This window comes from Streptomyces sp. JH002, from assembly GCF_050916115.1.
Taxonomy (GTDB): domain Bacteria; phylum Actinomycetota; class Actinomycetes; order Streptomycetales; family Streptomycetaceae; genus Streptomyces; species Streptomyces xiamenensis.
Genome location: NZ_CP087989.1, coordinates 1,637,226 through 1,658,945 on the forward strand (window position 1 = coordinate 1,637,226; position 21,720 = coordinate 1,658,945).

Annotated in this window: 21 protein-coding genes and 1 pseudogene; 16 read left to right on the top strand and 6 right to left on the bottom strand. The window is 73.4% G+C overall.

Going from position 1 to position 21,720, the window contains the following annotated elements:
• Window positions 1–154 precede the first annotated feature (154 nt).
• Both H7827_RS06970 and H7827_RS06975 read left to right on the top strand, forming a co-directional pair.
• Complete coding sequence (locus H7827_RS06970) at window positions 155–700, top strand: hypothetical protein (protein ID WP_432743480.1); 546 nt, start codon at window positions 155–157, stop codon at window positions 698–700.
• Between the two features lie 185 nt (window positions 701–885).
• Window positions 886–1,272, top strand: coding sequence for a hypothetical protein (locus tag H7827_RS06975; RefSeq protein WP_432743482.1), 387 nt, complete (start codon window positions 886–888; stop codon window positions 1,270–1,272).
• Window positions 1,273–1,415: 143 nt separating this feature from the next.
• Here the strand turns inward: H7827_RS06975 and H7827_RS06980 are convergent, their stop codons facing one another.
• Window positions 1,416–2,009 carry a helix-turn-helix domain-containing protein gene (locus H7827_RS06980; RefSeq protein ID WP_432743484.1) on the bottom strand — a complete coding sequence of 198 codons (594 nt, stop codon included), beginning with the start codon at window positions 2,007–2,009 and terminating at the stop codon, window positions 1,416–1,418.
• Between the two features lie 128 nt (window positions 2,010–2,137).
• Between H7827_RS06980 and H7827_RS06985 the strand changes: the two are divergent.
• Both H7827_RS06985 and H7827_RS06990 read left to right on the top strand, forming a co-directional pair.
• Window positions 2,138–2,308, top strand: a pseudogene (locus H7827_RS06985) (EamA family transporter); the annotation flags it as partial.
• 35 nt (window positions 2,309–2,343) lie between these two features.
• Window positions 2,344–3,054, top strand: a complete 711-nt coding sequence (locus H7827_RS06990) for a B3/B4 domain-containing protein (protein WP_432743486.1) — start codon at window positions 2,344–2,346, stop codon at window positions 3,052–3,054.
• A gap of 6 nt (window positions 3,055–3,060) precedes the next feature.
• Here the strand turns inward: H7827_RS06990 and H7827_RS06995 are convergent, their stop codons facing one another.
• Window positions 3,061–3,675, bottom strand: a complete 615-nt coding sequence (locus H7827_RS06995) for a TetR/AcrR family transcriptional regulator (protein ID WP_030733663.1) — start codon at window positions 3,673–3,675, stop codon at window positions 3,061–3,063.
• 77 nt (window positions 3,676–3,752) lie between these two features.
• Between H7827_RS06995 and H7827_RS07000 the strand changes: the two genes are divergently transcribed.
• From H7827_RS07000 to H7827_RS07020, 5 genes are all read left to right on the top strand, one after another.
• Window positions 3,753–4,172, top strand: a complete 420-nt coding sequence (locus H7827_RS07000; protein WP_262833911.1) for a VOC family protein — start codon at window positions 3,753–3,755, stop codon at window positions 4,170–4,172.
• Between the two features lie 229 nt (window positions 4,173–4,401).
• Window positions 4,402–5,181 carry a (5-formylfuran-3-yl)methyl phosphate synthase gene (locus tag H7827_RS07005; protein ID WP_432743488.1) on the top strand — a complete coding sequence of 260 codons (780 nt, stop codon included), beginning with the start codon at window positions 4,402–4,404 and terminating at the stop codon, window positions 5,179–5,181.
• A gap of 8 nt (window positions 5,182–5,189) precedes the next feature.
• Complete coding sequence (locus H7827_RS07010) at window positions 5,190–6,599, top strand: aldehyde dehydrogenase family protein (protein WP_432743490.1); 1,410 nt, start codon at window positions 5,190–5,192, stop codon at window positions 6,597–6,599.
• Entirely contained in the window at window positions 6,596–7,702 is a 1,107-nt protein-coding gene (locus H7827_RS07015) for an NAD(P)-dependent alcohol dehydrogenase (RefSeq protein WP_432743492.1), read from the top strand. Before H7827_RS07010 ends, H7827_RS07015 begins: the two co-directional genes overlap by 4 nt.
• Before the next feature lie 118 nt (window positions 7,703–7,820).
• Window positions 7,821–8,726 carry a class I SAM-dependent methyltransferase gene (locus H7827_RS07020; RefSeq protein ID WP_432743494.1) on the top strand — a complete coding sequence of 302 codons (906 nt, stop codon included), beginning with the start codon at window positions 7,821–7,823 and terminating at the stop codon, window positions 8,724–8,726.
• 229 nt (window positions 8,727–8,955) lie between these two features.
• Here the strand turns inward: H7827_RS07020 and H7827_RS07025 are convergent, their stop codons facing one another.
• Together H7827_RS07025 and H7827_RS07030 are read right to left on the bottom strand one after the other, a co-directional pair.
• Complete coding sequence (locus tag H7827_RS07025; RefSeq protein WP_432743496.1) at window positions 8,956–9,360, bottom strand: hypothetical protein; 405 nt, start codon at window positions 9,358–9,360, stop codon at window positions 8,956–8,958.
• Window positions 9,341–9,811, bottom strand: a complete 471-nt coding sequence (locus H7827_RS07030; RefSeq protein ID WP_432743498.1) for an ATP-binding protein — start codon at window positions 9,809–9,811, stop codon at window positions 9,341–9,343. The genes H7827_RS07025 and H7827_RS07030 overlap by 20 nt, the downstream gene beginning before the upstream one ends.
• Window positions 9,812–9,967: 156 nt before the next feature.
• Here H7827_RS07030 and H7827_RS07035 point away from each other — a divergent pair, with 156 nt between their 5' ends.
• The 3 genes from H7827_RS07035 (at window position 9,968) to H7827_RS07045 (ending at window position 12,171) form a co-directional block, all read left to right on the top strand.
• The gene (locus tag H7827_RS07035) at window positions 9,968–10,567 is read left to right on the top strand and encodes a Scr1 family TA system antitoxin-like transcriptional regulator (RefSeq protein WP_432743500.1); all 600 of its coding nucleotides are present in this window, start codon (window positions 9,968–9,970) and stop codon (window positions 10,565–10,567) included.
• Between the two features lie 213 nt (window positions 10,568–10,780).
• Entirely contained in the window at window positions 10,781–11,215 is a 435-nt protein-coding gene (locus H7827_RS07040) for a VOC family protein (protein WP_432743502.1), read from the top strand.
• A gap of 104 nt (window positions 11,216–11,319) precedes the next feature.
• Window positions 11,320–12,171, top strand: coding sequence for a phosphotransferase (locus H7827_RS07045; RefSeq protein WP_432743504.1), 852 nt, complete (start codon window positions 11,320–11,322; stop codon window positions 12,169–12,171).
• A 56-nt stretch (window positions 12,172–12,227) separates the two neighbouring features.
• Here H7827_RS07045 and H7827_RS07050 read toward each other — a convergent pair whose 3' ends face one another.
• Window positions 12,228–13,274, bottom strand: a complete 1,047-nt coding sequence (locus tag H7827_RS07050) for a saccharopine dehydrogenase family protein (protein WP_432743507.1) — start codon at window positions 13,272–13,274, stop codon at window positions 12,228–12,230.
• Window positions 13,275–13,346: 72 nt separating this feature from the next.
• Here H7827_RS07050 and H7827_RS07055 point away from each other — a divergent pair, with 72 nt between their 5' ends.
• Both H7827_RS07055 and H7827_RS07060 read left to right on the top strand, forming a co-directional pair.
• The gene (locus tag H7827_RS07055) at window positions 13,347–14,309 is read left to right on the top strand and encodes a helix-turn-helix domain-containing protein (protein WP_432743510.1); all 963 of its coding nucleotides are present in this window, start codon (window positions 13,347–13,349) and stop codon (window positions 14,307–14,309) included.
• A 175-nt stretch (window positions 14,310–14,484) separates the two neighbouring features.
• Complete coding sequence (locus H7827_RS07060) at window positions 14,485–15,414, top strand: aminoglycoside phosphotransferase family protein (RefSeq protein ID WP_432743512.1); 930 nt, start codon at window positions 14,485–14,487, stop codon at window positions 15,412–15,414.
• A gap of 6 nt (window positions 15,415–15,420) precedes the next feature.
• Here the strand turns inward: H7827_RS07060 and H7827_RS07065 are convergent, their stop codons facing one another.
• A complete protein-coding gene (locus H7827_RS07065; protein WP_432743514.1) occupies window positions 15,421–16,338 on the bottom strand; it encodes a pentapeptide repeat-containing protein in 918 nt (305 codons plus the stop codon).
• Between the two features lie 28 nt (window positions 16,339–16,366).
• Between H7827_RS07065 and H7827_RS07070 the strand changes: the two genes are divergently transcribed.
• Window positions 16,367–19,864: an AfsR/SARP family transcriptional regulator gene (locus H7827_RS07070; protein WP_432743516.1), complete on the top strand. Its 3,498-nt coding sequence runs from the start codon at window positions 16,367–16,369 to the stop codon at window positions 19,862–19,864.
• 529 nt (window positions 19,865–20,393) lie between these two features.
• Window positions 20,394–21,593, top strand: coding sequence for a GDSL-type esterase/lipase family protein (locus H7827_RS07075; protein WP_432743518.1), 1,200 nt, complete (start codon window positions 20,394–20,396; stop codon window positions 21,591–21,593).
• Window positions 21,594–21,720 lie beyond the last annotated feature (127 nt).

Below are 21,720 nucleotides of genomic sequence, written 5' to 3' on the forward strand. Positions count from 1 at the left end.
TCACTTACCGCTCGCCGTGGATGTCGGGCTTCTTCCCGCGCCGGGAGGCATCGGGAAGGATGAACCCACGGTGCGGGGCTCAGTCAGTTCACACGCGTATCGCTCCAGGCCGGCGCTCACCACTAATCGCCACTCAGAAGGAAACGATGCCCCGGTGAAATCACGTCACCACGTGGCAGTGCTGGCTGCGACCATCCTGGTCGCGGCCGGCGGCTGCTCGACTTCCTCAGGTCACAACGGACCACTGTCAGCCGGAGATGAATCCTCTTCTACCTGTGGGCCGGGGGTCGGAGAATCCGTCTTCACCTTCGGGCACGACTGGCTGACCAATGATTCCGACGATCCGGTAACGATAACCGGCGTGGAACTCATCGACCCCGAGAACCTGGAATTAATGGAGGCGATACTGCTGCCCGAACCCGACCCGCCTACGAGAATGTCGATTGGACTGGTTGACGGTTATCCCCCGACCGATTACACGGATCACTCCGACGGCGGCGCCTACTGGGAAATGCGGCAGGTTGTGGGGGAGGCGACGGTCGAGGGCCGCGAGACGGTCAATCTCCTGATGGGGCTGAAGGCCGACGGCGCGGCCTCCATGGAGGGCGCCGTCGTCTCGTACGAGTACAAGGGCGATTCCTATCGCGTGGAAACGACAAACCGGTTCCGCGCAAGGAAGCAGTGCGGTGGCGATGACTGACGCACCGACCGGGTCCAGGCTCTGCCGGAGACGTACCTGAAGCGGTCCTTCGCGAACGGTGCCGGGGCGGGGGACACCCGGATGGTCAAGGCGGTGGGGCAGGGCGGCTGTTCCCCGGTCCGGCTGGTGTGTTCGGTTCAAGTCCGGACTCAAGACGTGGTGTTGGCGATTCGAGGGGAAGCAACATGACGGTGGTGGCGCGTTTGGTCACGCACGTGGATGTGGATGAGGGTGCGACGACCGATCGGGTGATCTCGGTGTCGGCGCGGCTTGAGGCTGCGCTGGAGGACGGCCGCAGCCTGGTGTTGCTGGACGATCGCGGCTGGGGTATTTCCGGCGCTCCGGGAGTGCGAGAGAGGATCTCGGCCGGGGAGATCGTGAGTACGGCCCGGGTGGTGGTCGGACCGGACGAGCCGTTCGACGGCAGAACGCAGGAGCAGATGGCGGACGACCACTGGGGCTGGCTGGCGGAAATCCTCAGGCGCCGGGGTGTGGACGTGTCGGCACACGAGTTGGAGCGGCTGCCCCATGATGTCGTGCTGAGCGAACGCCTCCGTCCATGGATTGCTTGAGGGGCGTGGCGTTGGTCGCCCGAGGAGCGTTCCCGTCGCGCGCCCGGTGGGGCGCGCGGCTGCCGGGCCGCCGCGTCGTGCGAGGGCGGTCGTCCCGGTAGAGCCTCATCTCTCACCGGCGGGTGAACCGGGAGCGCCGGGTGTCACCTCGTGGGAGTGGGGGCGCCGGGGCCGGGTGGGAGGTGGACCGTCATGATCAGGTGGCAGGTTGTGGTGCCCGCGCCCCGGTAGGTGTGCGGGGCGTCGGCGTCGAAGGTGGCGGTCTGCCCGGCCGCCACGGCGTGTTCGGTGCCGTCGACGATCAACGTCATCCGGCCCGAGGTGACGCTGACGGTCTCCACCACCCCGCCCCGGTGCGGGTGGCTCGGGTACTCATCGCCCGGTTCCAGGCGCCAGCGCCAGACCTCGACCGGCGCCGGCCCCGAGGTCGTCAGCATGAGCCTCGCCTCGCCGCCCGCCTTCCCCGTCCACAGCGGCGCGACGGCGTCGGCGGCCACGACGCGGACCCGGCCTTCGGCCGGTCCCTCCAGCAGGGCGGAGACCGAGACGCCCAGGGTGTCGGCGAGCCGGACGAGGGTGGCGAAGTTCGGGTTGCCCTGGGCTTTTTCCAGGCCCACCAGGGCGCCTTTGCTCACCTGGGCGCGGCGTCCGAGTTCGTCCAGGGAGAGTCCGGCGCGGGTGCGGGCCGTCCTGACGTTGCGCGCGAGGGTGCGCAGGGCCGCCTCGGTCTCGGTCATCGCTCACCCGTTCTCGCCGCGCCCGCCGCTGGTCCATTGGAATGTACCATTCGGTCGTTTGGCTGCACGGTCGTTCCGTTGTACGGTGCAGTCGTTTCACTGAAGGGAGTAGGTGTGCCGTGCTCGCCCTGCGGCTGTGGCCGGTGCTCGGCGCATCGTTCAGCGCCGGCGCCCCGGGCTGGGGTGTCGCCTCCGGACCCACCCCGGCCACCGCGTTCACCCTGCCCTACCGCACCCCGGCCATCGGCCCGATGAACGTCCTGCCCCCCGTCACCGCGCCGGCCACGCCCGCGCGCCCGCACCCGTCATCCCCCGACCGAACGGAGCTCCGCCCATGACCGCCTTCCACCTCTCCCCCGCCGTCGCGGCGGCCTTCCCCGGCACGCTCATCGCCGTGGTCACCGCCACCGGGCTGCGCGGCCGGGAGCCCTGGCCCGGCACCACGACCGCAGTCGCCGAACTGGAACGGCAACTCGCCGACGGCACCTGGCACCCGGCGGATGACACCGACCCCCGCGTCGAGGCGTGGCACACCGCCTACCGCGCCTTCGGCACCAACCCGCGCCGGGTCCGCCCCAGCGTGGACGCGCTCGGCCGCCGTCTGGCCAAGAAGGGCGCGCTGCCGCGCATCAACCCGGCCGTCGACTCCTACAACGCCGTCTCCGTGCGGCACGGCCTGCCCGCCGGGGCCTTCGACCTGCGCCACGTCAGCGGCGACATCGTCATCCGGTACGCGGAGGGCACCGAGGTCTTCACCCCGCTCGGCGAACCGGACACCACCGAGACCCCCAAGGCGGGCGAGGTCATCTACGCGGATGCGGCCGGGGTCCTGACCCGCCACTGGAACCATCGCGACGCCCACCGCACCCGTGTCACCGAGGACTCCACGCACGTCGCGTTCCTCCTGGAAACGCTGCACGCCGACCGTGACGGCGCCCTCGTCGAGCAGGCGGCGGCGGAACTGCGCGTACTGCTCGCCCCGCACGCCGACGCCACCGCGACCCACTGGATCAGCCCGGCGGCCCCCCTGGCCACCACGGCCTGACCGCCGCTACTCCCCCACCGGGCCCCGTGGGGCCCGCAGCCCCTGGAGCAGCCGGTCGAGCGCGGCCTGGGCGGCAGGAAGGTCGGCGGGGCCGGCGGTGGGCGAGGAGAGCCACAGGGCCGCCTCGTTCATCGCACCGGACAGCAGGTGGACGAGCGGGGTGACGGGCTGGGCCGGGATGACCCCCGCCTCGATCAGGGTGGTGAGCGCCTCGCCCAGGTGCCGGGCGGAGGCCGCCGCGTCCATCGCCCGCCACGCGCTCCAGCCGAGGACGGCGGGCCCGTCCACGAGCATGATCCGCCGCACGTCCGGGGCGGTGGACGCGGTGAGGAACTCCCGGCAGCCGGCGGTGAGCTGGTCCCAGGGGTCCCCGTACGCGTCGGCGGCCGTCGCCACCCGCTCCCCGATCTCCCGCTGCACCTCTTCCAGGACGACCCGGAAGAGGTCTTCCTTGCCGGAGAAGTGGTGGTAGAGCGCGCCCTTGGTCACCCCGGCGGTCCGCACGATCTCGGCGAGCCCGACACCGGCGTAGCCGAGGGTGGCGAACAGGGCCCGGCTCTCCCGGACCAGCGTCGCCCTGGTCTGTTCCCGCTGCTGGGCCCGGATCCCTTGCTGCGCCATCACACTCCCCATTTGACGTACCGACGGTATGCGAAATACCTTGTTCGCATACCGATGGTACGCGAAAGGGCCGCACCATGAACCTGACCAGCTTCTATCCCGTGATCGGCACCGCACGGCTCGCCGACTCCCGCGACTTCTACACCCGGCTGCTCGGCTTCGAGATCACCTTCGAGGCCGACTGGTACCTCAGCCTGCGCCGTCCCGGGGCTCCCGGGTCCCCCGGGTACGAACTGGCGCTCCTGGACCACACCCACCCGACGCTGCCCGAGGGCTACCGCGCGCCGGTCCGGGGGCTACTGCTCAACTTCGAGGTCACGGACGTCGACGCGGAATGGGAACGGCTCGTCACCCGCGAGGGGCTCACGCCCGCGCTGCCGCTGCGCGACGAGGACTTCGGACAGCGGCACTTCATCGTGCCGGACCCCAACGGAGTCCTGATCGACGTGATCACACCCATCGCCCCCACGGCGGAGTTCGCGGCGCAGTACACCTGATCCGGCGGGTGGCGACAGGTCCGGTCCGCACCTCGACGGTGTCATGGGCCGGGCCTTTCGCGCCCGGCGCACGCCGCGCACGACGCGTCGTCATGTGCGCCCCGGAGGAACTCCGCACGCTCTACCGGCGCCCGGGAGCGGCCTCAATGATGAGCACACCCGTAGATCAATCAGGTGATCCGCACCCCCGGCCACGGGCCGGACGGACGTGCGGCGGAAGGAGCCCACGGTGTTGCTTCTCATCTCCCCGGACGGCGTCGAGGAAGCCCTCGACTGCGCGAAGGCGGCGGAGCACCTCGACATCGTCGACGTCAAGAAGCCCGACGAGGGCTCGCTCGGGGCCAACTTCCCGTGGGTCATCAGGGAGATCCGCGACGCGGTCCCCGCGCACAAGCCGGTGTCCGCCACGGTGGGCGACGTTCCCTACAAGCCCGGCACGGTGGCCCAGGCCGCCCTCGGCGCGGTGGTCTCCGGCGCCACGTACATCAAGGTCGGCCTCTACGGCTGTACGACGCCCGAGCAGGGCATCGACGTCATGCGCGCGGTCGTCCGGGCGGTGAAGGACCACAACCCGGACGCGCTCGTGGTCGCCTCGGGCTACGCCGACGCCCACCGGATCGGCTGCGTCAACCCGCTCGCGGTACCCGACATCGCCGCCCGCTCCGGCGCCGACGCGGCCATGCTGGACACCGCCATCAAGGACGGGACGCGGCTGTTCGACCACGTGCCGCAGGACGCGTGCGCCGAGTTCGTGCGCCTCGCGCATGCCACTGGGCGGCTCGCCGCCCTCGCGGGCAGCGTCAAGGCGGCCGACCTCGGCCCGCTGACCCGCATCGGCACGGACATCGTGGGCGTACGCGGCGCGGTCTGCGAGGGCGGCGACCGCAACGCCGGACGGATCCAGCCGCACCTGGTGGCCGCCTTCCGGGCGGAGATGGACCGGCACGCCCGGGAGCACGCCGCCACCGCCCCGGCCACCGCCCCGGCCGCCGCCCCCGTCGTGGGCTGACCAGCGGCATGACGATCTCCGAGGCCGCCCGCTCCACCGGGAGCCGGGCGGCACCCTTCGCCGTGCTCGACCCGGCCACCGGGGAGACCTTCGACGAGGCCCCCGACCAGCCGCCGGACGAACTGGACTCCGTGGTCGGCCGGGCCCAACGGGCCTGGTACGACTGGCGCGCCGACCCCGCCGCCCGCACCACCGCGCTGCGGGCGGCGGCCGACGCCGTCCACACCGCCCGCGAGGACCTCGCCCCGCTGCTCACCCGGGAACAGGGCAAACCCCTGGCCGAGTCGTACGCGGAGGTCGACCGTACGGTGGCCCGCCTCCGGCACTTCGCGGACCTCGCCCCCCGAACCCGGCTCATCAGCGACAACCGGCCCCTGCCCAGCGAGATCCGCTGGCGCTCCCTGGGGCCCGTGGCCGCGATCGTGCCGTGGAACTTCCCGCTCCAGCTCGCGGCGGCGAAGTTCGCGCCCGCGCTCGCGGCGGGCAACACCGTGGTCCTCAAACCGTCCCCGTTCACCCCGCTCTCCACCCGGCTGCTCGGCTCCCTGCTCTCCGCCGTGCTCCCCGAGGATGTGCTGACCGTCGTCACCGGCCGCGAACCGCTCGGCGCCCGCCTCGTCGCCCACCCGGGCATCCGGCACGTCACCTTCACCGGCTCGGTGCCCACCGGGCGGGCCGTCGCGAAAGCGGCGGCGGCCTCCCTCGCCCGGGTCACCCTCGAACTGGGCGGGAACGACGCGGCCGTTCTGCTGGACGACGTGGAGGTGGAGCGGATCGCCGACCGGCTGTTCTGGGCCGCGTTCCGCAACTGCGGGCAGGTCTGCATGGCGGTCAAACGCGTGTACGTTCCGGCCCGGCTGCACGCCGAGGTCGTCGAAGCCCTCGCCCAGCGCGCCGGAACCGTCGCCGTCGGCCCGGGACTCGACCCGGGCACCCGGCTGGGGCCGGTCAACAACGCCCCCCAACTGGCACGGGTGGAGCAGGTGGTGCGGCGCGCCCTGGCGGACGGCGCCCGAGCGGCGTCCGGCGGCCACCGGCTGGAACGGCCGGGCTACTTCTACGCCCCCACGATCCTCACCGATGTCCCGCCCGACAGCCCCGTGGTGACGGAGGAGCAGTTCGGTCCGGTCCTGCCGGTGCTGCCGTACCGGACCCTGGACGAGGCGATCGACGCGGCCAACAGCACCGGCTTCGGCCTGGGCGGCTCCGTGTGGGGCACCGACCCCGAGCGGGCCGGGGCGGTCGCCGAACGGCTCGAATGCGGCACGGCCTGGATCAACCACCACGCCGAACTCTCCCTCGCCCAGCCCTTCGCCGGCATCAAGAACAGCGGCGTCGGCGTCGCGGGCGGTGCGTGGGGCCTGTACGGAAACCTGCGGCCGTTCGTCGTCCACCGCGCACCGGAGGAAGGCCGGTGAGGTTCCGGGCAGCCGTACTGCGCGCGTACGAGGGCCCGTTCACGGTCGAGGAGGTGGCGCTGGGTGCGGAGCCCGCCGCCGGGGAGATCCTGGTGGAGATCGCGGGCGCCGGGATGTGCCGCACCGACCTCGCGGTCCGGCGATCGGCCGGGCGCAGCCCCCTGCCCGCCGTACTGGGCCACGAAGGCGCGGGCGTCGTGGTGCGGACGGGCGGGGAGCAGGACAACGGGATCGGCGTCGGCGATCACGTCGTGCTCAGCTTCGACTCCTGCGGCCACTGCCCCAACTGCCGGGGCGCGGCCCCCGCCTACTGCGAGTCCTTCGCCTCCCTCAACCTCTTCGGCGGGCGGAAGGAGGAGGTGCCCCGGCTCACCGACGCGGCCGGGGGAGCCCTGGCCCCCCGGTGGTTCGGCCAGTCCTCGTTCGCCGAGTACGCGCTCGTCCCGGCCCGCAACGCCGTCCGGGTCGATCCCGCGCTCCCACTCGAACTGCTCGGACCGCTCGGCTGCGGCTTCCTCACCGGCGCAGGAGCCGTACTGAACACCTTCCGCGCCGGCCCCGGCGACACCCTCACGGTCATCGGCGCCGGAGCGGTGGGCCTGGCCGCGGTGATGGCGGCCACCGCCGCGGGCGTACGGAGCGTGGCCGTCGACCGGCACCCCGGGCGGCTGGCCCTGGCCGAACGGTTCGGCGCGACCCCGCTGCCCGCCACCACGTCCGGGCTGCCCGAACGGATCCGGCGGCTGACCGACGGCGGCACCCGGTACGCGCTGGACACCACGGCCTCGCCCCCGCTGATCAACGAGGCGCTGCGGGCGCTGCGCCCCACCGGCGTCCTCGGCCTGGTGGCACGGCTGCACACCCCGCTCGCGCTCGAACCGGGGACGCTGGACCGGGGCCGTTCCATCCGCCACATCTGCGAGGGGGACGCCGTCCCCGGACTGCTGATCCCCCTGCTGACCGGGCTGTGGCGGGCCGGGCGTTTCCCCTTCGACGCGTTGATCCGCACGTACCCGCTGGCCGCTGTCAACGAGGCCGAACGGGACTGCGAGGCGGGCCGCGTCGTCAAACCCGTCCTGCTCCCGGAGAGAACACACCACTGAGCGGTGGGCCGGCGGCAACGCCGGCCCACCGCCGCCGGCCACCGGCACCTCGCCACTTACTTCACTGACTCCCGGATACCGCACGCCCCCTTTTCCCGCTCCCGTTCTTGGAGGAACGATGTCCGACACGGCGACACAGCACACCGATGTGGAAGGCGTGGACGGAGGTGTCGGGCTCACCGCGCTCCTGGTCGCCGCCGCACGGGCGATCGAGACCCACCGCCACGACAGCCTCGCTCAGGACAGCTACGCGGAACACTTCGTGCGCGCCGCCCCGGCGTGCGCCCAGTGGCCGGTACGCATCGAGGAGGCCACGGACGGGGACGCGAACCCGCTGTGGGGACGGTTCGCCCGCTACTTCGGCCTGCGGACCAGAGTCCTGGATGACTTCCTCCTCACGTCCGTCGGCCCGGGGGCCACTCAAGTGGTGCTGCTGGGAGCCGGTTTGGATACCCGCGCCTACCGGCTGACGTGGCCCTCCGACTGCGTCGTCTTCGAGATCGACCGGGCGGGCGTCCTGGCGTTCAAGCACCAGGTGCTCGCGGACCTGCTGGCCACCCCCAAGGTGAAGCGCGTCCCCGTACCGGTCGACCTGCGCGAGGACTGGGTCACCGCGCTGACCGGCGCCGGCTTCGACCCGACCGCACCGAGCGTGTGGCTCGCCGAAGGGCTCCTCTTCTACCTGCCGAGCGCCGCCGAGACGTACCTGATCGACACGGTCGACCAGCTCACCACCGGGGGCAGCGCGCTGGCCTTCGAGGCCAAGGTGGAGAAGCACCTGATGCAGTACCGCGACAGCGCCACCTACACGGCGACGCGGGAACAGATCGGCATCGACCTGCTCCAGCTCTTCAACAAGGACCCGCGTCCCGACTCCACCGGCGACCTGCGGGCCAAGGGCTGGTCGGCCCGGATACACACGCCTTTCGAGTTCACCCAGCAGCACGGACGCGGCCCCCTCCCCGAGTCGAACGACGCGCTGGAGGGGAACCGCTGGGTGTTCGCGCACAAGCCCCGGCCGTGACGAGGGCGGTACGCGCCCACTGAACCCGAGCCGGTCTGCGGCGTCCGGGTTCCTCGCGATCGGGGAACCCGGTGCGCCGGTGGCCGGGCGCTCCCCCGGCCACCAGGTCCGGCCGCCCGCCACCCCGGGCCGGTGGGCGTCCCAGCGTTCGAAGCAGAACGCGTTGCCCGGGGCCCGTGAGAACGTGCCGATCCCGCCCCGATGCGGCCAACTCCGGTGCGGGGTACCGCTAGACGCGCGCGACGCCCGACACCCGTTCGTGCAGCGAGGTCACGCAGTCCTGGCAGCCGAAGAGGTGCGCGGACCGCCCCGCCGCCCGCGCCGAACCGATCCAGTGCACGGCCACCCCCGTGTGCCCGCACAGCGTGCACTCCCCCGTCCGGTACCAGCCGTCGCCCTGCACCGTGGTGATCTCCACCCCGATGGTGACGGCCTGCCGTTCGGTGCGCCACGGCCGGGTCAGGATCTCCGTGAACTGCCGGTGCCCCGGGTTGCGGGCCGCGTGGTCGAGCTGCCAGTCCTGTACGCGCCCGAACTCCACGCTCGCCTCGGACTTCTTGCGGCACAGATCGCACCGCATCCGGTGCGACATCGGCGCCGCGTCGGCCCGGCGGTCACGCCGGCTGAACCACATGCCCACGCCCCTCCTCCTCCCTCAGGTCGAACTCGGCCCACACGGTCTTGCCGACCATCAGCGGGGTCACACCCCACCGGGCGGCCAACGCGGCGATCAGCAACAGGCCCCGTCCGCACGTCGGTTCCCCCACGACGGGCCGCTGCACGGGCAGCCGCTCCCCCAGCGCGTCGGTGACCTCCACCCGCAACACAGCGGGCAGCAGCATGAGATGGACCCGGAACATCCGCCCGGGAACGCGGGCGTGCAGCAGCGCGTTGCTGGCCATCTCGCAGACCACGAGCGCGGCATCCCCGGCCAGCCGGGGGCACCCCCACTCCCCCACGAGCCGCGCGGCCCGCCGCCGGGCCAGCCGGACACTGCCGGGGACGGGGGTGTAGTCGAGGCGGTCCTGACGGAGCACCAGGGAGGGATCGAGAGGCGGGGGTGAGGCGGCGGCAGCGGCAGTCATGGACGGCCACCTTCCACGAGAGTGAGCGGTCAATGACCGACAGTAGGCCTCAGAACTTCAAGGGAGCAATCTATTCCTGGAAGATATTCCTGAAAGAGTGAATACGGTCGACCGAGAGCCACCGAACGAGGTATGACTGTCACTGTGAGTTCACGGATGACGAAGTCCAACCAGACCTCAACTGTCTTGGGCCGCAAGCTTGGTGCCGAACTGCTGCGGTTGCGCGTCGCAGCCGGCTTCAAGCAGCAGGAAGCCACGGACGTGCTGAGTGCTACCCCCACGAAGCTCGTCAAGATAGAGCGTGGCTGGGTTCCGGTTCGCGACCCGGACATCAAGGCGTTGTACGAGTTCTACGGCTGCACTGACCGCGACGCGCTTGAGGCTCTGCTGCGGCTCGCACGCTTGGACCGGGAACGCCGCAAGGCGAAGGGCTGGTGGCAGCAGTACCCGCGTGCGGGCGGTATGGCCGAGTACATCTCCATGGAGGATGTTGCAACGCGGGTCCGAACCTGGGAGCTGTCGCTGGTTCCCGGCCTGCTACAAACCGCCGAATATTCACGGGCACTTGCGGTGGGCGAAGGTAGCTGGGACAACCCCGATGAGATCGAACCTCTTGTCGAAGTACGACAGATGCGCCAACAGCGCCTTCACGGCGCACAGCCGCTGAATCTCTACGCCATCGTGTGGGAGGGTGCGCTGAGGCGAGTTCGGATCCTTCGCGATGAAGCGAAGTGCCATGCATCCCTCCCTTGTTGAGATCACATCCCGCCCCTTGACCTTGGACCGCCGCGCTACAGCAGGTCAACCGAACATCACGCAGCGCAGCAAACCCGTGTGCAATTCCGTGTAAGCACCCCCGGAGGTCACCCGCGAAGTGGGGCTCCGTCCTGACATGTGGGCCTTGAGGGGGATTGCCGGCCCAGGAACAAATCTGTGGAGGCGAGGAAGGCCCGCCTCTACGATGGCCCGATGTCGTCGATCAAGCAGATCCAGATCACCTTCGACTGCGCGGAGCCCGTGCGTGTCGCCCGTTTCTGGTGCGAGGTGCTCGGATACGTTCCGCCCGCGCCTCCGGAGGGGTACGACACGTGGGAGGATTTCGATCTCACGCTGCCGCCCGAGGAGCGCGGCGCGTGGTTCGCCGCCTCCGATCCCACGGGGGTGGGGCCGCGCCTGTTCTTCCAGCGCGTTCCGGAGAGCAAGGTCGTCAAGAACCGCGTGCACGTCGATGTGCGGGCCGGTACGGGGCTCGTCGGTGAGGAGCGCGTCGCCACGCTGGAGGCCGAAGGCGCGCGTCTGGTCGCGCTCGGCGCCACCCGCGTGCACCTGCTGGCCGCCGATGACGAGAACGAGTCGTGCCTGGTGATGCAGGATGTCGAGGGCAACGAGTTCTGCCTCGACTGAGCGGTCGGGCGTACGAGACGGCGCCCCGCGCCCAGTCCCGTACATCGCGGTCGGACGCGGGACGCGGCAGCTCATCAGTCTCACGGAAGAGGGGTCAGGCGACGATGCAGGCGTCGGAGACCACCCGCGCGGTGGCCGCGGCCACATCGATCGCCGCCTCGCTCGGCCTGGCGGCCGACGACGCGCTCGTGCTGCACGACTCGAACAAGCTCACCCTGCGCCTGTTGCCGTGTGACGTGCTGGCCCGGGTGGCGCCGGTGACGCAGCAGGTCGCCCGGTTCGAGATCGATCTCGCCCAGCGGCTCGCCGCAGCAGACTGCCCCGTGGCCACCTTGGACCCCCGCGTGGAACCGCGCGCCTACGAGCGCGACGGCTTCGTGGTCACCTTCTGGACCTACTACGAACCCGTCAGCAGCCAGGAGCCTTCCCCGGCCGACTACGCCGACGCGCTCCAGCGGCTGCACACCGGCATGCGCCCGCTCGACGTACCGGCGCCGCACTTCACCGAGCGGGTCGCGTACGCCCTCGGGCTCCTGGCGGACCGCGAGCGCACTCCCGCGCTCGGCGACCCGGACCGGGAGTTGCTCGTCGGCACGCTGGGCAGCCTGCCACGCGTGATCGGTGAGCGCGGCGGCGCCGAGCAACTGCTGCACGGCGAACCGCACCCGGGCAATCTGCTCAGCACCGGGCGGGGGTTGCTGTTCATCGACCTGGAGACGTGCTGCCGCGGGCCCGTCGAGTTCGACCTCGTCCACGCCCCCGAAGAGGTCGCCGAGCACTATCCGGGCGCCGACCAGGAGTTGCTGCGCGCGTGCCGGATCCTCGTGCTGGCGATCATCACCACCTGGCGCTGGGACCGGGACGACCAACTCCCCGACGGACGGCGGCTGGGCAGGGAGTGGCTCGGTCAGGTGCGGGCCGCCGTGGACCGTGGCGGCTTCGACATCCCGCGCTGAACCGCCGTCCGGGAGGCCTCCCGGATCCGCCCGGCAGGGTGTGCCATGACCGGGCCCTACGGGGCCACCTCCACGGAGAGCTGATCCGACAGGGCCCGCAGGAAGTCCGGGGCGTCGAAGACCGCCCCCGCCGAGGCGACCCCGGTCGCCCGGGTCTGCCCGGTGAGGATCCGGTGAACCGCCTCCACCGCGAGCGGGGCGGTGATGGCGTAGATGTCCCGGCCGCTCGCCGAGGCGCGGCGTTCCTCGGAGCCGCGCCGGACGCGGACGTCGACCAGGAAGGTCTGGGCGGAGCGACCGCGTTCGTCCGTGGGTTCGGGTGCGGGTGTCCCGGAGGACGCCAGGTCGTTGGCGGCCTCGGTCGCCATGTAGACGTGCACGTCGGGGATGGGCAGGTGGCTGGGGATGGTGACGGCGTCGGCCATGGTGAAGTCCCCGAGCACGCTCCGCTCCCCCATGGGCTCGGGGAAGGACCAGGTCAGGGTGGGTGAGGCCGCGTCGTGGTACGCGAGTGCGCCGTCGCGGTAGCGGACGCGGCGGCCGGCGCGGCGGTCGTGGGAGACCTGGCCCGCCGCGCGGGTCCCTGCCGTGGGGTGCCAACCGCTGAGCGCGTACGCGACGTGCACCTCGTCGGCGCTCTTCCAGTCGCCCATCGCGGCGGTGGCGAGGAGATCGCCGAGGCCGCCGTAGAAGGCCATGGCCGGGACGATCACCGTTCCGGCGCTGCGGGCGCGGTCGGCGAAGTGGGTGAACGTGTCGTGGTTGGCCTCGATCTCGGCCGCCACGTCCACGTACGGGATTCCGGCGCGCAGGGCCGCCTCGATCAGCGGGGCGGCCGTGGTGGCGAAGGGTCCGGCGCAGTTGATGACGGCGTCCGCGCCGGACAGCGCGCGGTCGAGGGCGGCCGGGTCGCCGACGGATGCCGGGCGGATTTCCGGGCCGGAGTCCGCCGCCGATGACGCCGCCGCCGCCAGCTTCGCGGCGTCGCGGCCGGAGAGCACCGGGGTGAACCCGCGCTCCAGCAGTTCCGCCACCACGAAGCGGCCGGTGTGACCGTACGCGCCGAACACGGTCACCCGCGGGTGTGTCGTCTGTGCGCTCATGGCGAACAGCCTGGCGGCCGGCAGGCGCCCGGCGTGAGTGTCCGGAACGACACGACCCATACACTTCCAGACATGAGCACTGTCGCGCTGGCCGTCACCGACGGGATGCTGCACTTCGAACTGTCCCTGGCGTACGAGGTGTTCAACGATCCCGCGTACGAGGTCACCGTCTGCGGGCCACGGGCGGTGCGCCTGGACCGGTTCCTGCTGGAGCCGGACCACGGCTTCGACCACCTCCCGGCGGCCGGTCTGGTGATCGTGCCCGGCTGGGCCGATGTGGAGGTGGAGCCGCCCGCCGAACTGGTCGACGCGGTACGCGCGGCGCATCGGGCGGGCGCGCGGGTGGCGTCCCTGTGCACGGGGGCGTTCGTCCTGGCCGCGGCCGGGCTGCTGGACGGCAAGCGCGCCACGACGCACTGGGCGCACACCGAGGAGCTGGCCGCGCGTCATCCCGGGATCGAGGTCGACCCGGACGTGCTCTACGTGGACAACGGCGGCGTGCTCACCTCGGCGGGCAAGGCCGCCGCGCTGGACCTGTGTCTGCATCTGGTGCGGCTCGACCACGGTGCGGCGGTGGCCAACACCATCGCCCGGCGCCTGGTCGTCCCGCCGCACCGGGCGGGCGGCCAGGCCCAGTTCGTCCCTACCCCGGTCCCGGCCCGGGACGACCATCCGCTGGCCGACGTGCTGCCCTGGGCGATGGAACGGCTGGACCAGCCGCTCACGGTGGAGGACCTGGCCCGCCGCGCGAACCTCAGCTCGCGCCAGCTGGGCCGCCACTTCAGGACGGTGACCGGCACCACCCCGCTGCAATGGCTGCTCAACCAGCGGATCCGGCGCGCCCAGGAACTGCTGGAGGCGACCGGCGACAGCGTGGACGCGATCGCGTCGGCCACCGGAATGGGCACCGCCACGACGCTGCGCCGGCACTTCCGCCGTGCGCTGGGCGTCCCCCCGGACAGCTACCGGCGCACCTTCCGGGGCGGCCGGGTTCCGCCGCCCCGGGACGAGAGGGTTCGGCCGGGCGAACAGTAGAGGCCGGTGTCGCGCGGGCCGGCGGCGGCGTTCGTGCACCGGGCACGCCCGCTGACGGGTGCTCACCCGCCGGTACAGTGGGCGCCATGCTGTGACGCCGCTCCCGCTGCCGGGGGCCTCCGCCGACTCCTTCGCCACGAGTCACCGAACCGAACTCGCGAAGGAGCAACACCACATGAACCCATCGTTCCGCCTGCACGTCCCCGAAGCCTTCCGGTCGGCGCACCATCGGCATGCCGCCTGGGTGGACGGACTGCCGGGGGTGATCGAGCGTCTTCTGGAGCGCTGGTCGCTGCGCCCCGACGGCGAACCGGGCCACGGCATGGCCGGGATCGTGCTGCCCGTGCGGCGGCGCGCCGACGGGCTGCCCGCCGTGCTGAAGGTCCAGCGGAAGACCGAGGACGGCGCCGGTGTCGTCCCCGGGCTGCGCACCTGGGACGGGCACGGCATCGTCCGGCTGCTGGCACACGACACCGACACGGACGCGCTGCTGCTGGAACGGCTGGACGCCGCCCGGCCGTTGTCCACACTCGCCGCCGAGGACGACACCGCCGCCACAGCGGTGGTGGGCGCCCTGCTGGCCCGGCTCACCGCCGTGCCGGCACCGGACGGGATGCGGCGGCTGGGCGACATCGCGGCGGCGATGGTGGCGCAGACACCCGACGCCGTACGGTCCCTCGCCGATCCGGACGAGCGGCGCCTGGTCCGGATCTGCGCGGACGCCGTCGCCGAGCTGACGGGCGAGGCCGGGGACCGGCTGCTGCACTGGGACCTGCACTACGCGAACGTGCTCGCGGGAGCACGCGAACCCTGGCTGGCCATCGACCCCGAACCACTGGCCGGTGACCCGGGGTTCGATCTGTGGCCCGCCCTGGATTCGGCCTGGGAGACCGCGGTGGTGCCCGGCGGGAACCTACGGCGGACGGTGCTGCGCCGCTTCGACCAGCTGACCGAGGCGCTGGACCTGGACCGGCGGCGGGCGGCCGGCTGGACGCTGGGCCGGGTGCTGCAGAACGCCCTGTGGGACATCGAGGACGGCGAGGCCGCGCTGGCACCGGCTCAGGTGGCGCTCGCCGAGGCCCTGCTGGCGGACCGGATGCGGTAGCGGGCGTCAGCCGGCCGGCCAGTGGGCGGGGCGGGTGAGGGTGTCGGGGACGCGGGTGGCCGCGTCCCCCTGCGCGGCGTTGAGCTGTGCCTGGGTGAGGAAGAACGCCCCGGTCAGATCGGCGCCGTGCAGGCGGGCATCGCGCAGGTCGGCGCCGATCAGGTCGGCCCGGGTGAGGTCGGCCGAGCGCAGATCGGCGGCGATGAGGAGCGTCCCGCGCAGGTTCGCGCCGCGCAGGTCGGCGCCCTTGAGCTGCGCGCCGATGAGGTCGGCGCCCCGGTGGTCGCGAGCGCGGGTGCCGGAGCGCCCCCGCCCCCGGCCCCGGTTCCGCTCGCGGCCCCGCTCCCCGCCCCGGCCGCCGGCCTCGGCCCGTACCAGTTCGCTGGTGCGCAGCAGCAGTGCGTTGACCTCGGCGCGGTGGGCGGCGAGGTCGAGGGTGCGCAGTTCCTCCGGGGTGCCGGCCGCGAGCCGGTCGGTGGCGGCCACGGCGCGGCGCAGGTCGGCGTACAGCGGTTCGGCGGGCGGCAGGGTGAGGGCCTCGGCGAGGTACCACAGCAGTTCGTGCAGGTGCCGCACGACGGGGAAGGCGGCGAACATGGCGCGGGCGGTGTCCGCGTCACCGCGCCAGTCGCGGCCGGCGAAGGTGCGCTGCGAGACGCGCTGCCCGGCGCCGAAGCAGTCGTAGACGGTGCAGCCGGTGAACCCGGCCGGACGCAGGTCGTCGTGGATGCCGCAGCGGAAGTCCTGGCGCAGGTTCGCGCAGGGGCGCCCGGCCGGCTTGTCGGTGGCGAAGTCGGCGGAGGCGGCGAAGGGCAGGGCGACGCAGCACAGGGCGAAGCAGTCGGCGCAATCCGCTGTGAGCAGCGGAAGAGGGGTGGTTGCGGGCACCGGGGCAGTGTGCCAGCGCCGATAAGGAGGGGCCATCCGTTTTCTTCCCGACCACAATGGGGGGATGCAGCACCACTATCGGGTCCTGGGCACCGTACGGGTCTTCCGGGCGGACGGGACGGAGATCGCCGTGGGCGGGGGCCGGCGGCTGCGCGCGCTGCTCGCCGCGCTGGCCGTCGCGGGCGGGCGGCCGGTGGCGTCGGAGGCGCTCGTGGCGCGGGTGTGGTGGGAGGACGCGCCGCCGGCCGAACCGGTGGCGGCGGTGCAGGCGCTGGTGGGGCGGCTGCGGCGGGTGCTGGGGGCGGCGGCGGTGGAGTCGGTGCCCGGCGGGTACCGGCTGGCGGCGGGGGCGGGCGACATCGATCTGTTCCGGTTCGCGGAGCTGGCCGAGGGCGGGGCGGCGGCGCTGGGCGCCGGGGACGCGCGGCGGGCGTCCGTCCTGCTGGAGGAGGCACTGGCGCTGTGGGACGAACCGGTGCTGGCCGAGCTGCCGGGCCGCCAGGACGAGCCGCTGGTGGCGGAGGCGCTGCGGCGGTACGGGCGGGCCCGGCGGGACCGGCTCGCCGCCGAGGTGGCGCTGGGCCGCCCGGGGCGGGCCGTGGGCGAACTCGCCGAACTGACCGCGGCGGCGCCGCTGGACGAGCCGCTGCACGCGCTGCGCATCCGGGCGCTGCTGGGGGACGGCCGCCCGGCGGAGGCGCTGGGCGCGTACGAGGAGGCGCGCGCCGCGCTGGCGGAACGGCTCGGCACCGATCCGGGCCCGGAGCTGCGCGCCCTGTACGCGGGGCTGCTGGGTGCTCCCGGGGACGGGGCGGCGGCGGAACCACGGAACGGGGTCCGCCCGGCGGCGGTTGGGGTGAACGGGGCGGGTGGCCCGGGGAACCGTCAGGTCGGGGGCGGCGCGTCCGGCGGGCGCACGCCGCTCCCGACCGCCGCCGACGACGCGGAACGCCGCACCCAGGGGGGCGCGGCGGGCGAGGCCGTACCGCGCGGGGGCTCGGCCACCGGGGAGCGGGAGACCGCCGGAGGCCAGGACCGGGGCGCGCCCGTCGGTGCCCGGGGGTGGGTCAGTTCCTTCGTCGGGCGGGAGAGGGAGCTGCGCACGGTGCGGGAGGCGCTGGCGGGCGCACGGCTGGTGACCCTGCTGGGGCCCGGCGGAGTGGGCAAGACCCGGCTGGCGCTGGAGGCCGTCGCCGCGCCCGCGGCACGGGTGCGCGTGGTCGAGCTGGCCGGGGTGCGGGACGGGGCGGATGTCGCCGAGGCCGTGCTCCAGGAGGTGGCGGCCGGGGCCGCTGACGTGCAGGGGGCCGCCACGCTCGGCGGCGGGGGCGGTGCGACACGTGATCCGCTGGAGCTGCTGGTGGAGTCCTGCGCCCGCCGCCGGATGCTGCTCGTTCTCGACAATTGCGAACACGTACGCGCCGCCGCGACCGCCCTCGCCGAGGCGCTGCTGACCCGCTGCCCCGGCGTCACCGTGCTGGCCACCAGCCGCGAGCCGCTCGGGCTGCCCGGCGAGAGGGTGCTGCCGGTCGGCCCGCTGCCGCCGGCCGACGCCCTGCGGCTGTTCGGCGAACGCGGGGCGGCTGCCCGCCCCGGGTTCGGGGTCCAGGAGGACCCCGTGGCGTGCGCCGAGATCTGCCGCCGGCTGGACGGTCTGCCGCTGGCCCTGGAACTGGCGGCGGCGCGGCTGCGCGCGTTCACCCCGCGGGAGCTGGCCGACCGGCTCGACCGCCGGTTCGTCCTGCTCGGCGACGGCGGAAGCGACCACGACGGGGCCGGCGGCCACGGCGGCGGCCACGACGGCGGCGGAAGCGATGACGGCAGCGGCGGCCACCGTCGCCGCCGTACGCTGCGCGCCGTCGTCGACTGGTCGTGGGACCTGCTGACCGAGGCGGAACGCACCGTGCTGCGCCGGCTGTCGGTGTTCTCCGGCGGGTGCGCGTTCGGCGAGGCGGAGGCGGTCTGCGGACCGGACACGCTCGGCGCGCTCCCCGCCCTGGTCGACAAATCGCTGCTGACCGCCGTCCCCGAGCCCTCCGGCGGCCAGACGCGCTACCGGCTGCTGGAGACCGTCGCGCAGTACGCCGCCGAGCGGCTGACGGCGGCGGGCGAGCGGGACGCGGTCGCGCAGCGGCACCTGCACACGTACCGCGAGCTGGCCCGCGCCGCCGAGCCCGGGCTGCACGGCCCGCGCCAGGCGCACTGGATGGCGCGGCTCACCCGCGAGCACGACAACATCCGCACCGCCGTGCGCCACGCCCTCGACACCGGCCAGGAGCAGGAGGCGCTGTGCCTGGTGCTGGCCATGAGCTGGTTCTGGCGGCTCCACTTCCACATGGGGGACTTCCGCTCGGCGGCGCGCGGCGCGGCGGAGCTGGGCCCGAACCCCTTCGCCGCGCCGGTGCGCCACGCCGCGCCGCTGAGCGGCCGGGTCACCGACCTGCCGCCGCCGTGGGACGCGGAGCGGCGGTGGGAGGCGCGCCGCCAGGTGCGGTTGCTGCTGCTGGCGGCCGGCGAGGGGGAGTACGCGGAGCCGGAGCGGCTGGCGGCGGTGATCGCCGCCTACCGGCCGGGGCTGCCCCAGCTGTGCGGCCAGCCCGGCCAGATGTGGTACTTCGCGAAGCTGATGGCGGGCGAGTACCCGGATGTCGAGGCGACCATGGCGGCGATGCTGGAGGACTGCCGCCGGCTGGGCAGCACCTGGGACCTGGGCTGCGCGCTGCTGATGCGGGCCACGTTGCTGACCTCGGTGGAGGTGGCGCAGGAGGCGCTGGAGCAGCTGGAGCGCACCGGGGATCCGCTGGCCATCGCCCAGGCGCTGTGGGTACGCGGCGACGCCTGGCTGCTGCGCGGCCGGCGGGAGCGGGCGGTGGCGGACTTCGGGGCGGCGCTGGAGTGGGCGGAGCGCAGCGGCACACCCGCGCAGGTGCCGCTGTTGCGGGCGGAGTGGGCGGCGGCCCGGCTGGCGGTGGACCCGGCGGACGCGGCGGCGGAGCGGGAACTGCGGCGCGCGGTGGCCGACTCGCGGGAGTTCTCGCTGAGCGCGCCGGGGCTGCCGGCGCTGCTGCTGGCGGAGTTCCTGGGCGGTACGGGGCGCCTGGAGGAGGCGCGTGAGCCGCTGCGCGCACTGGCGGAGGACTTCTCCGAGCACACGCCGCCGCTGATCCGCGCGCTGTGGGCGGGTCTGCACGGCTGGCTGGACTGTCAGCGGGAGGCGTACGGGACGGCGCTGGAATGGCTGCGGGAGGCCGTGGACGTCCTGTCGGGATCGGGCAGGATGATGGCGCCTCAGATGGTGGCGCACGAACTGCTGCTGGCGGCCTGGGCCCGGGCGGGCCTGGGCGGGCACCCGGAGGCGGCGCTGCTGCTGGGCGCGTACGACCGCTACCGGCCGGTCCCCGGCATGGGCTTCCGTCCGATGCCCACGGACCCCGCGCTCTCCCCCCGGGTCCGGGCGCTGGTGCGGACGGGCCTGCCGGAGGCGGTGTACGAGGAGCGGTACGCGGCCGGCGCGGCGCTCACGCTGCCGGAGGCGATCGCGGTGGTCACCGGGCGCGGGTGAGGATGTCGCAGCCGCTGGCTCGACGGCTGGGCCGTTCGGGCAGCCGGGTGGCGGCTTCGCCCCAGCCGCGCCTGGTGAGGAAGAGCGCATCCCGCGGCCCCGTGCGGCCGCGCGTCGCGGAGGTCCGCGCCGACCGGATCGGCGGGCGGGCGTCAGCGCGGTACAGCACCTGCCGCCGCGATCGGTCGCGATCCGGTCGGCGTCTTGAGGGATCGGGTCATCCGGCCGCCGGTGCGGACTCGACCGGGGGCAGTGGGGGTGTAATCGGCGTCCCGGAGGCCGGCGAAGTCGGCTCGGGCCGCCGCGCCTGCCCCTCGGCACAGCCACCGAACCTTAGCGATTCCGCTGTTTACCTATAACCTATAGGCAGATGTCTACTGGCTACAGGAATACTGCGCGTGTGCACCCGGTCCGCGTGCTGGGCAGCGGCTTCCACGGCAGTCCCCCGGCGGCGGCCGGTGCCGTCGACCGCGTTGCGGCGCCGCTCCGCCCCTGACCGGCCACCCCCGGAATCGCAAGGCTTGAGGCAATGAGCATCGAACAGAACCTGATCACCACCCCCGTCACCGCCGACCTCCTGCACGGCCACCTCGACGTGGAAGAGACCGCCCACGGCCTGCTGCCACACCGGCTGCCTGCCCGGGCCCGCCGCCAGATCCCCGACGACCTGCTGTCCGTGGCCGAGGCCCAGCCCTCCGGCGTCCGGCTGGCCTTCCGTACCGGCGCCACCACCGTCTGCCTGGACACCCTGCCCACCAAACGCGTCTACAGCGGCTTCCCGCCCCCGCCGGACGGCGTCTACGACCTCCTCGTCGACGGCCGCCTCACCGCCCAGGCCACCGTGGACGGCGGGAACCTGCGCACCATCACCGACATGCGGACCCAGACCGCGGAATTCACCCCGGGCCCCGCCGGCACCGCCCGCTTCACCGACCTCCCCACCGGCGAGAAGGACATCGAGATCTGGCTCCCGCACGCCGAGATCACCGAGGTCATCGCCCTGCGCACCGACGCCCCCGTCGAGCCCGCCCGCGACAGGGGACGCCGGAAGTGGCTGCACCACGGCAGTTCCATCAGCCACGGATCCAACGCCGTCTCCCCCAGCACCACCTGGCCCGCCCTGGCCGCCTCCGCGGGCGAGGTGGAGCTGATCAACCTCGGATTCGGCGGCAGCGCCCAGGTCGACCCGTTCACCGCGCGCGCGATGCGCGACACCCCCGCGGATCTGATCAGCCTCAAGCTCGGCATCAACGTCGTCAACGGCGACACCATGCGCCTGCGCGCCTTCGCCCCCGCCGTCCACGGCTTCCTGGACACCATCCGCGAGGGCCACCCGGCGACCCCCGTGCTCCTGGTCTCCCCCATCCTGTGCCCCACCCACGAGAACACCCCCGGCCCCCTCATGCCGGACCTCTCCGGTGGAACCCTGATGTTCAAGGCCACCGGGGATCCGGCCGAGACCGCCGCCGGACGGCTGACGCTCACGATCATCCGCGACGTCCTGGCCGACATCGTCGATCAGCGGTCCGCCGAGGACCCCCACCTCCACTACCTCGACGGACTCGGCCTCTACGGCGAGAGGGACCACGACGCCTTCCCACTGCCCGACGGGATCCACCCAGGCCCCGAAGGGCACCGCCGCATCGGCGAGAACTTCGCCGGGCTCGTCTTCACGGACAACGGACCGTTCGCCCGCACCGACCAGCCGCCGGGCCCGGCCCCGCGGTAGCGCCGCGCGGGCGGGCGAGGAATGACCGCGGGCGCTGCACGGCGTTGCGGGTCGGCGGCGTCTCCTGACCATCGTCTGCCCCCCGGACACTCCATCGGGCAACACGTCCCCGCCCTCTGCGGTGGTG

What these genes read in the sequence shown, in the direction of transcription:
- H7827_RS06975 (WP_432743482.1), top strand. Translation starts at nt 886, where the DNA reads ATGACGGTGGTGGCGCGTTTGGTCACGCACGTGGATGTGGATGAGGGT.
- H7827_RS06980 (WP_432743484.1), bottom strand. Translation starts at nt 2,009, where the DNA reads ATGACCGAGACCGAGGCGGCCCTGCGCACCCTCGCGCGCAACGTCAGG.
- H7827_RS06990 (WP_432743486.1), top strand. Translation starts at nt 2,344, where the DNA reads ATGACCGCCTTCCACCTCTCCCCCGCCGTCGCGGCGGCCTTCCCCGGC.
- H7827_RS06995 (WP_030733663.1), bottom strand. Translation starts at nt 3,675, where the DNA reads ATGGCGCAGCAAGGGATCCGGGCCCAGCAGCGGGAACAGACCAGGGCG.
- H7827_RS07000 (WP_262833911.1), top strand. Translation starts at nt 3,753, where the DNA reads ATGAACCTGACCAGCTTCTATCCCGTGATCGGCACCGCACGGCTCGCC.
- H7827_RS07010 (WP_432743490.1), top strand. Translation starts at nt 5,190, where the DNA reads ATGACGATCTCCGAGGCCGCCCGCTCCACCGGGAGCCGGGCGGCACCC.
- H7827_RS07020 (WP_432743494.1), top strand. Translation starts at nt 7,821, where the DNA reads ATGTCCGACACGGCGACACAGCACACCGATGTGGAAGGCGTGGACGGA.
- H7827_RS07025 (WP_432743496.1), bottom strand. Translation starts at nt 9,360, where the DNA reads ATGTGGTTCAGCCGGCGTGACCGCCGGGCCGACGCGGCGCCGATGTCG.
- H7827_RS07030 (WP_432743498.1), bottom strand. Translation starts at nt 9,811, where the DNA reads ATGACTGCCGCTGCCGCCGCCTCACCCCCGCCTCTCGATCCCTCCCTG.
- H7827_RS07035 (WP_432743500.1), top strand. Translation starts at nt 9,968, where the DNA reads ATGACGAAGTCCAACCAGACCTCAACTGTCTTGGGCCGCAAGCTTGGT.
- H7827_RS07040 (WP_432743502.1), top strand. Translation starts at nt 10,781, where the DNA reads ATGTCGTCGATCAAGCAGATCCAGATCACCTTCGACTGCGCGGAGCCC.
- H7827_RS07045 (WP_432743504.1), top strand. Translation starts at nt 11,320, where the DNA reads ATGCAGGCGTCGGAGACCACCCGCGCGGTGGCCGCGGCCACATCGATC.
- H7827_RS07050 (WP_432743507.1), bottom strand. Translation starts at nt 13,274, where the DNA reads ATGAGCGCACAGACGACACACCCGCGGGTGACCGTGTTCGGCGCGTAC.
- H7827_RS07055 (WP_432743510.1), top strand. Translation starts at nt 13,347, where the DNA reads ATGAGCACTGTCGCGCTGGCCGTCACCGACGGGATGCTGCACTTCGAA.
- H7827_RS07060 (WP_432743512.1), top strand. Translation starts at nt 14,485, where the DNA reads ATGAACCCATCGTTCCGCCTGCACGTCCCCGAAGCCTTCCGGTCGGCG.
- H7827_RS07065 (WP_432743514.1), bottom strand. Translation starts at nt 16,338, where the DNA reads ATGGCCCCTCCTTATCGGCGCTGGCACACTGCCCCGGTGCCCGCAACC.
- H7827_RS07070 (WP_432743516.1), top strand. Translation starts at nt 16,367, where the DNA reads ATGCAGCACCACTATCGGGTCCTGGGCACCGTACGGGTCTTCCGGGCG.
- H7827_RS07075 (WP_432743518.1), top strand. Translation starts at nt 20,394, where the DNA reads ATGAGCATCGAACAGAACCTGATCACCACCCCCGTCACCGCCGACCTC.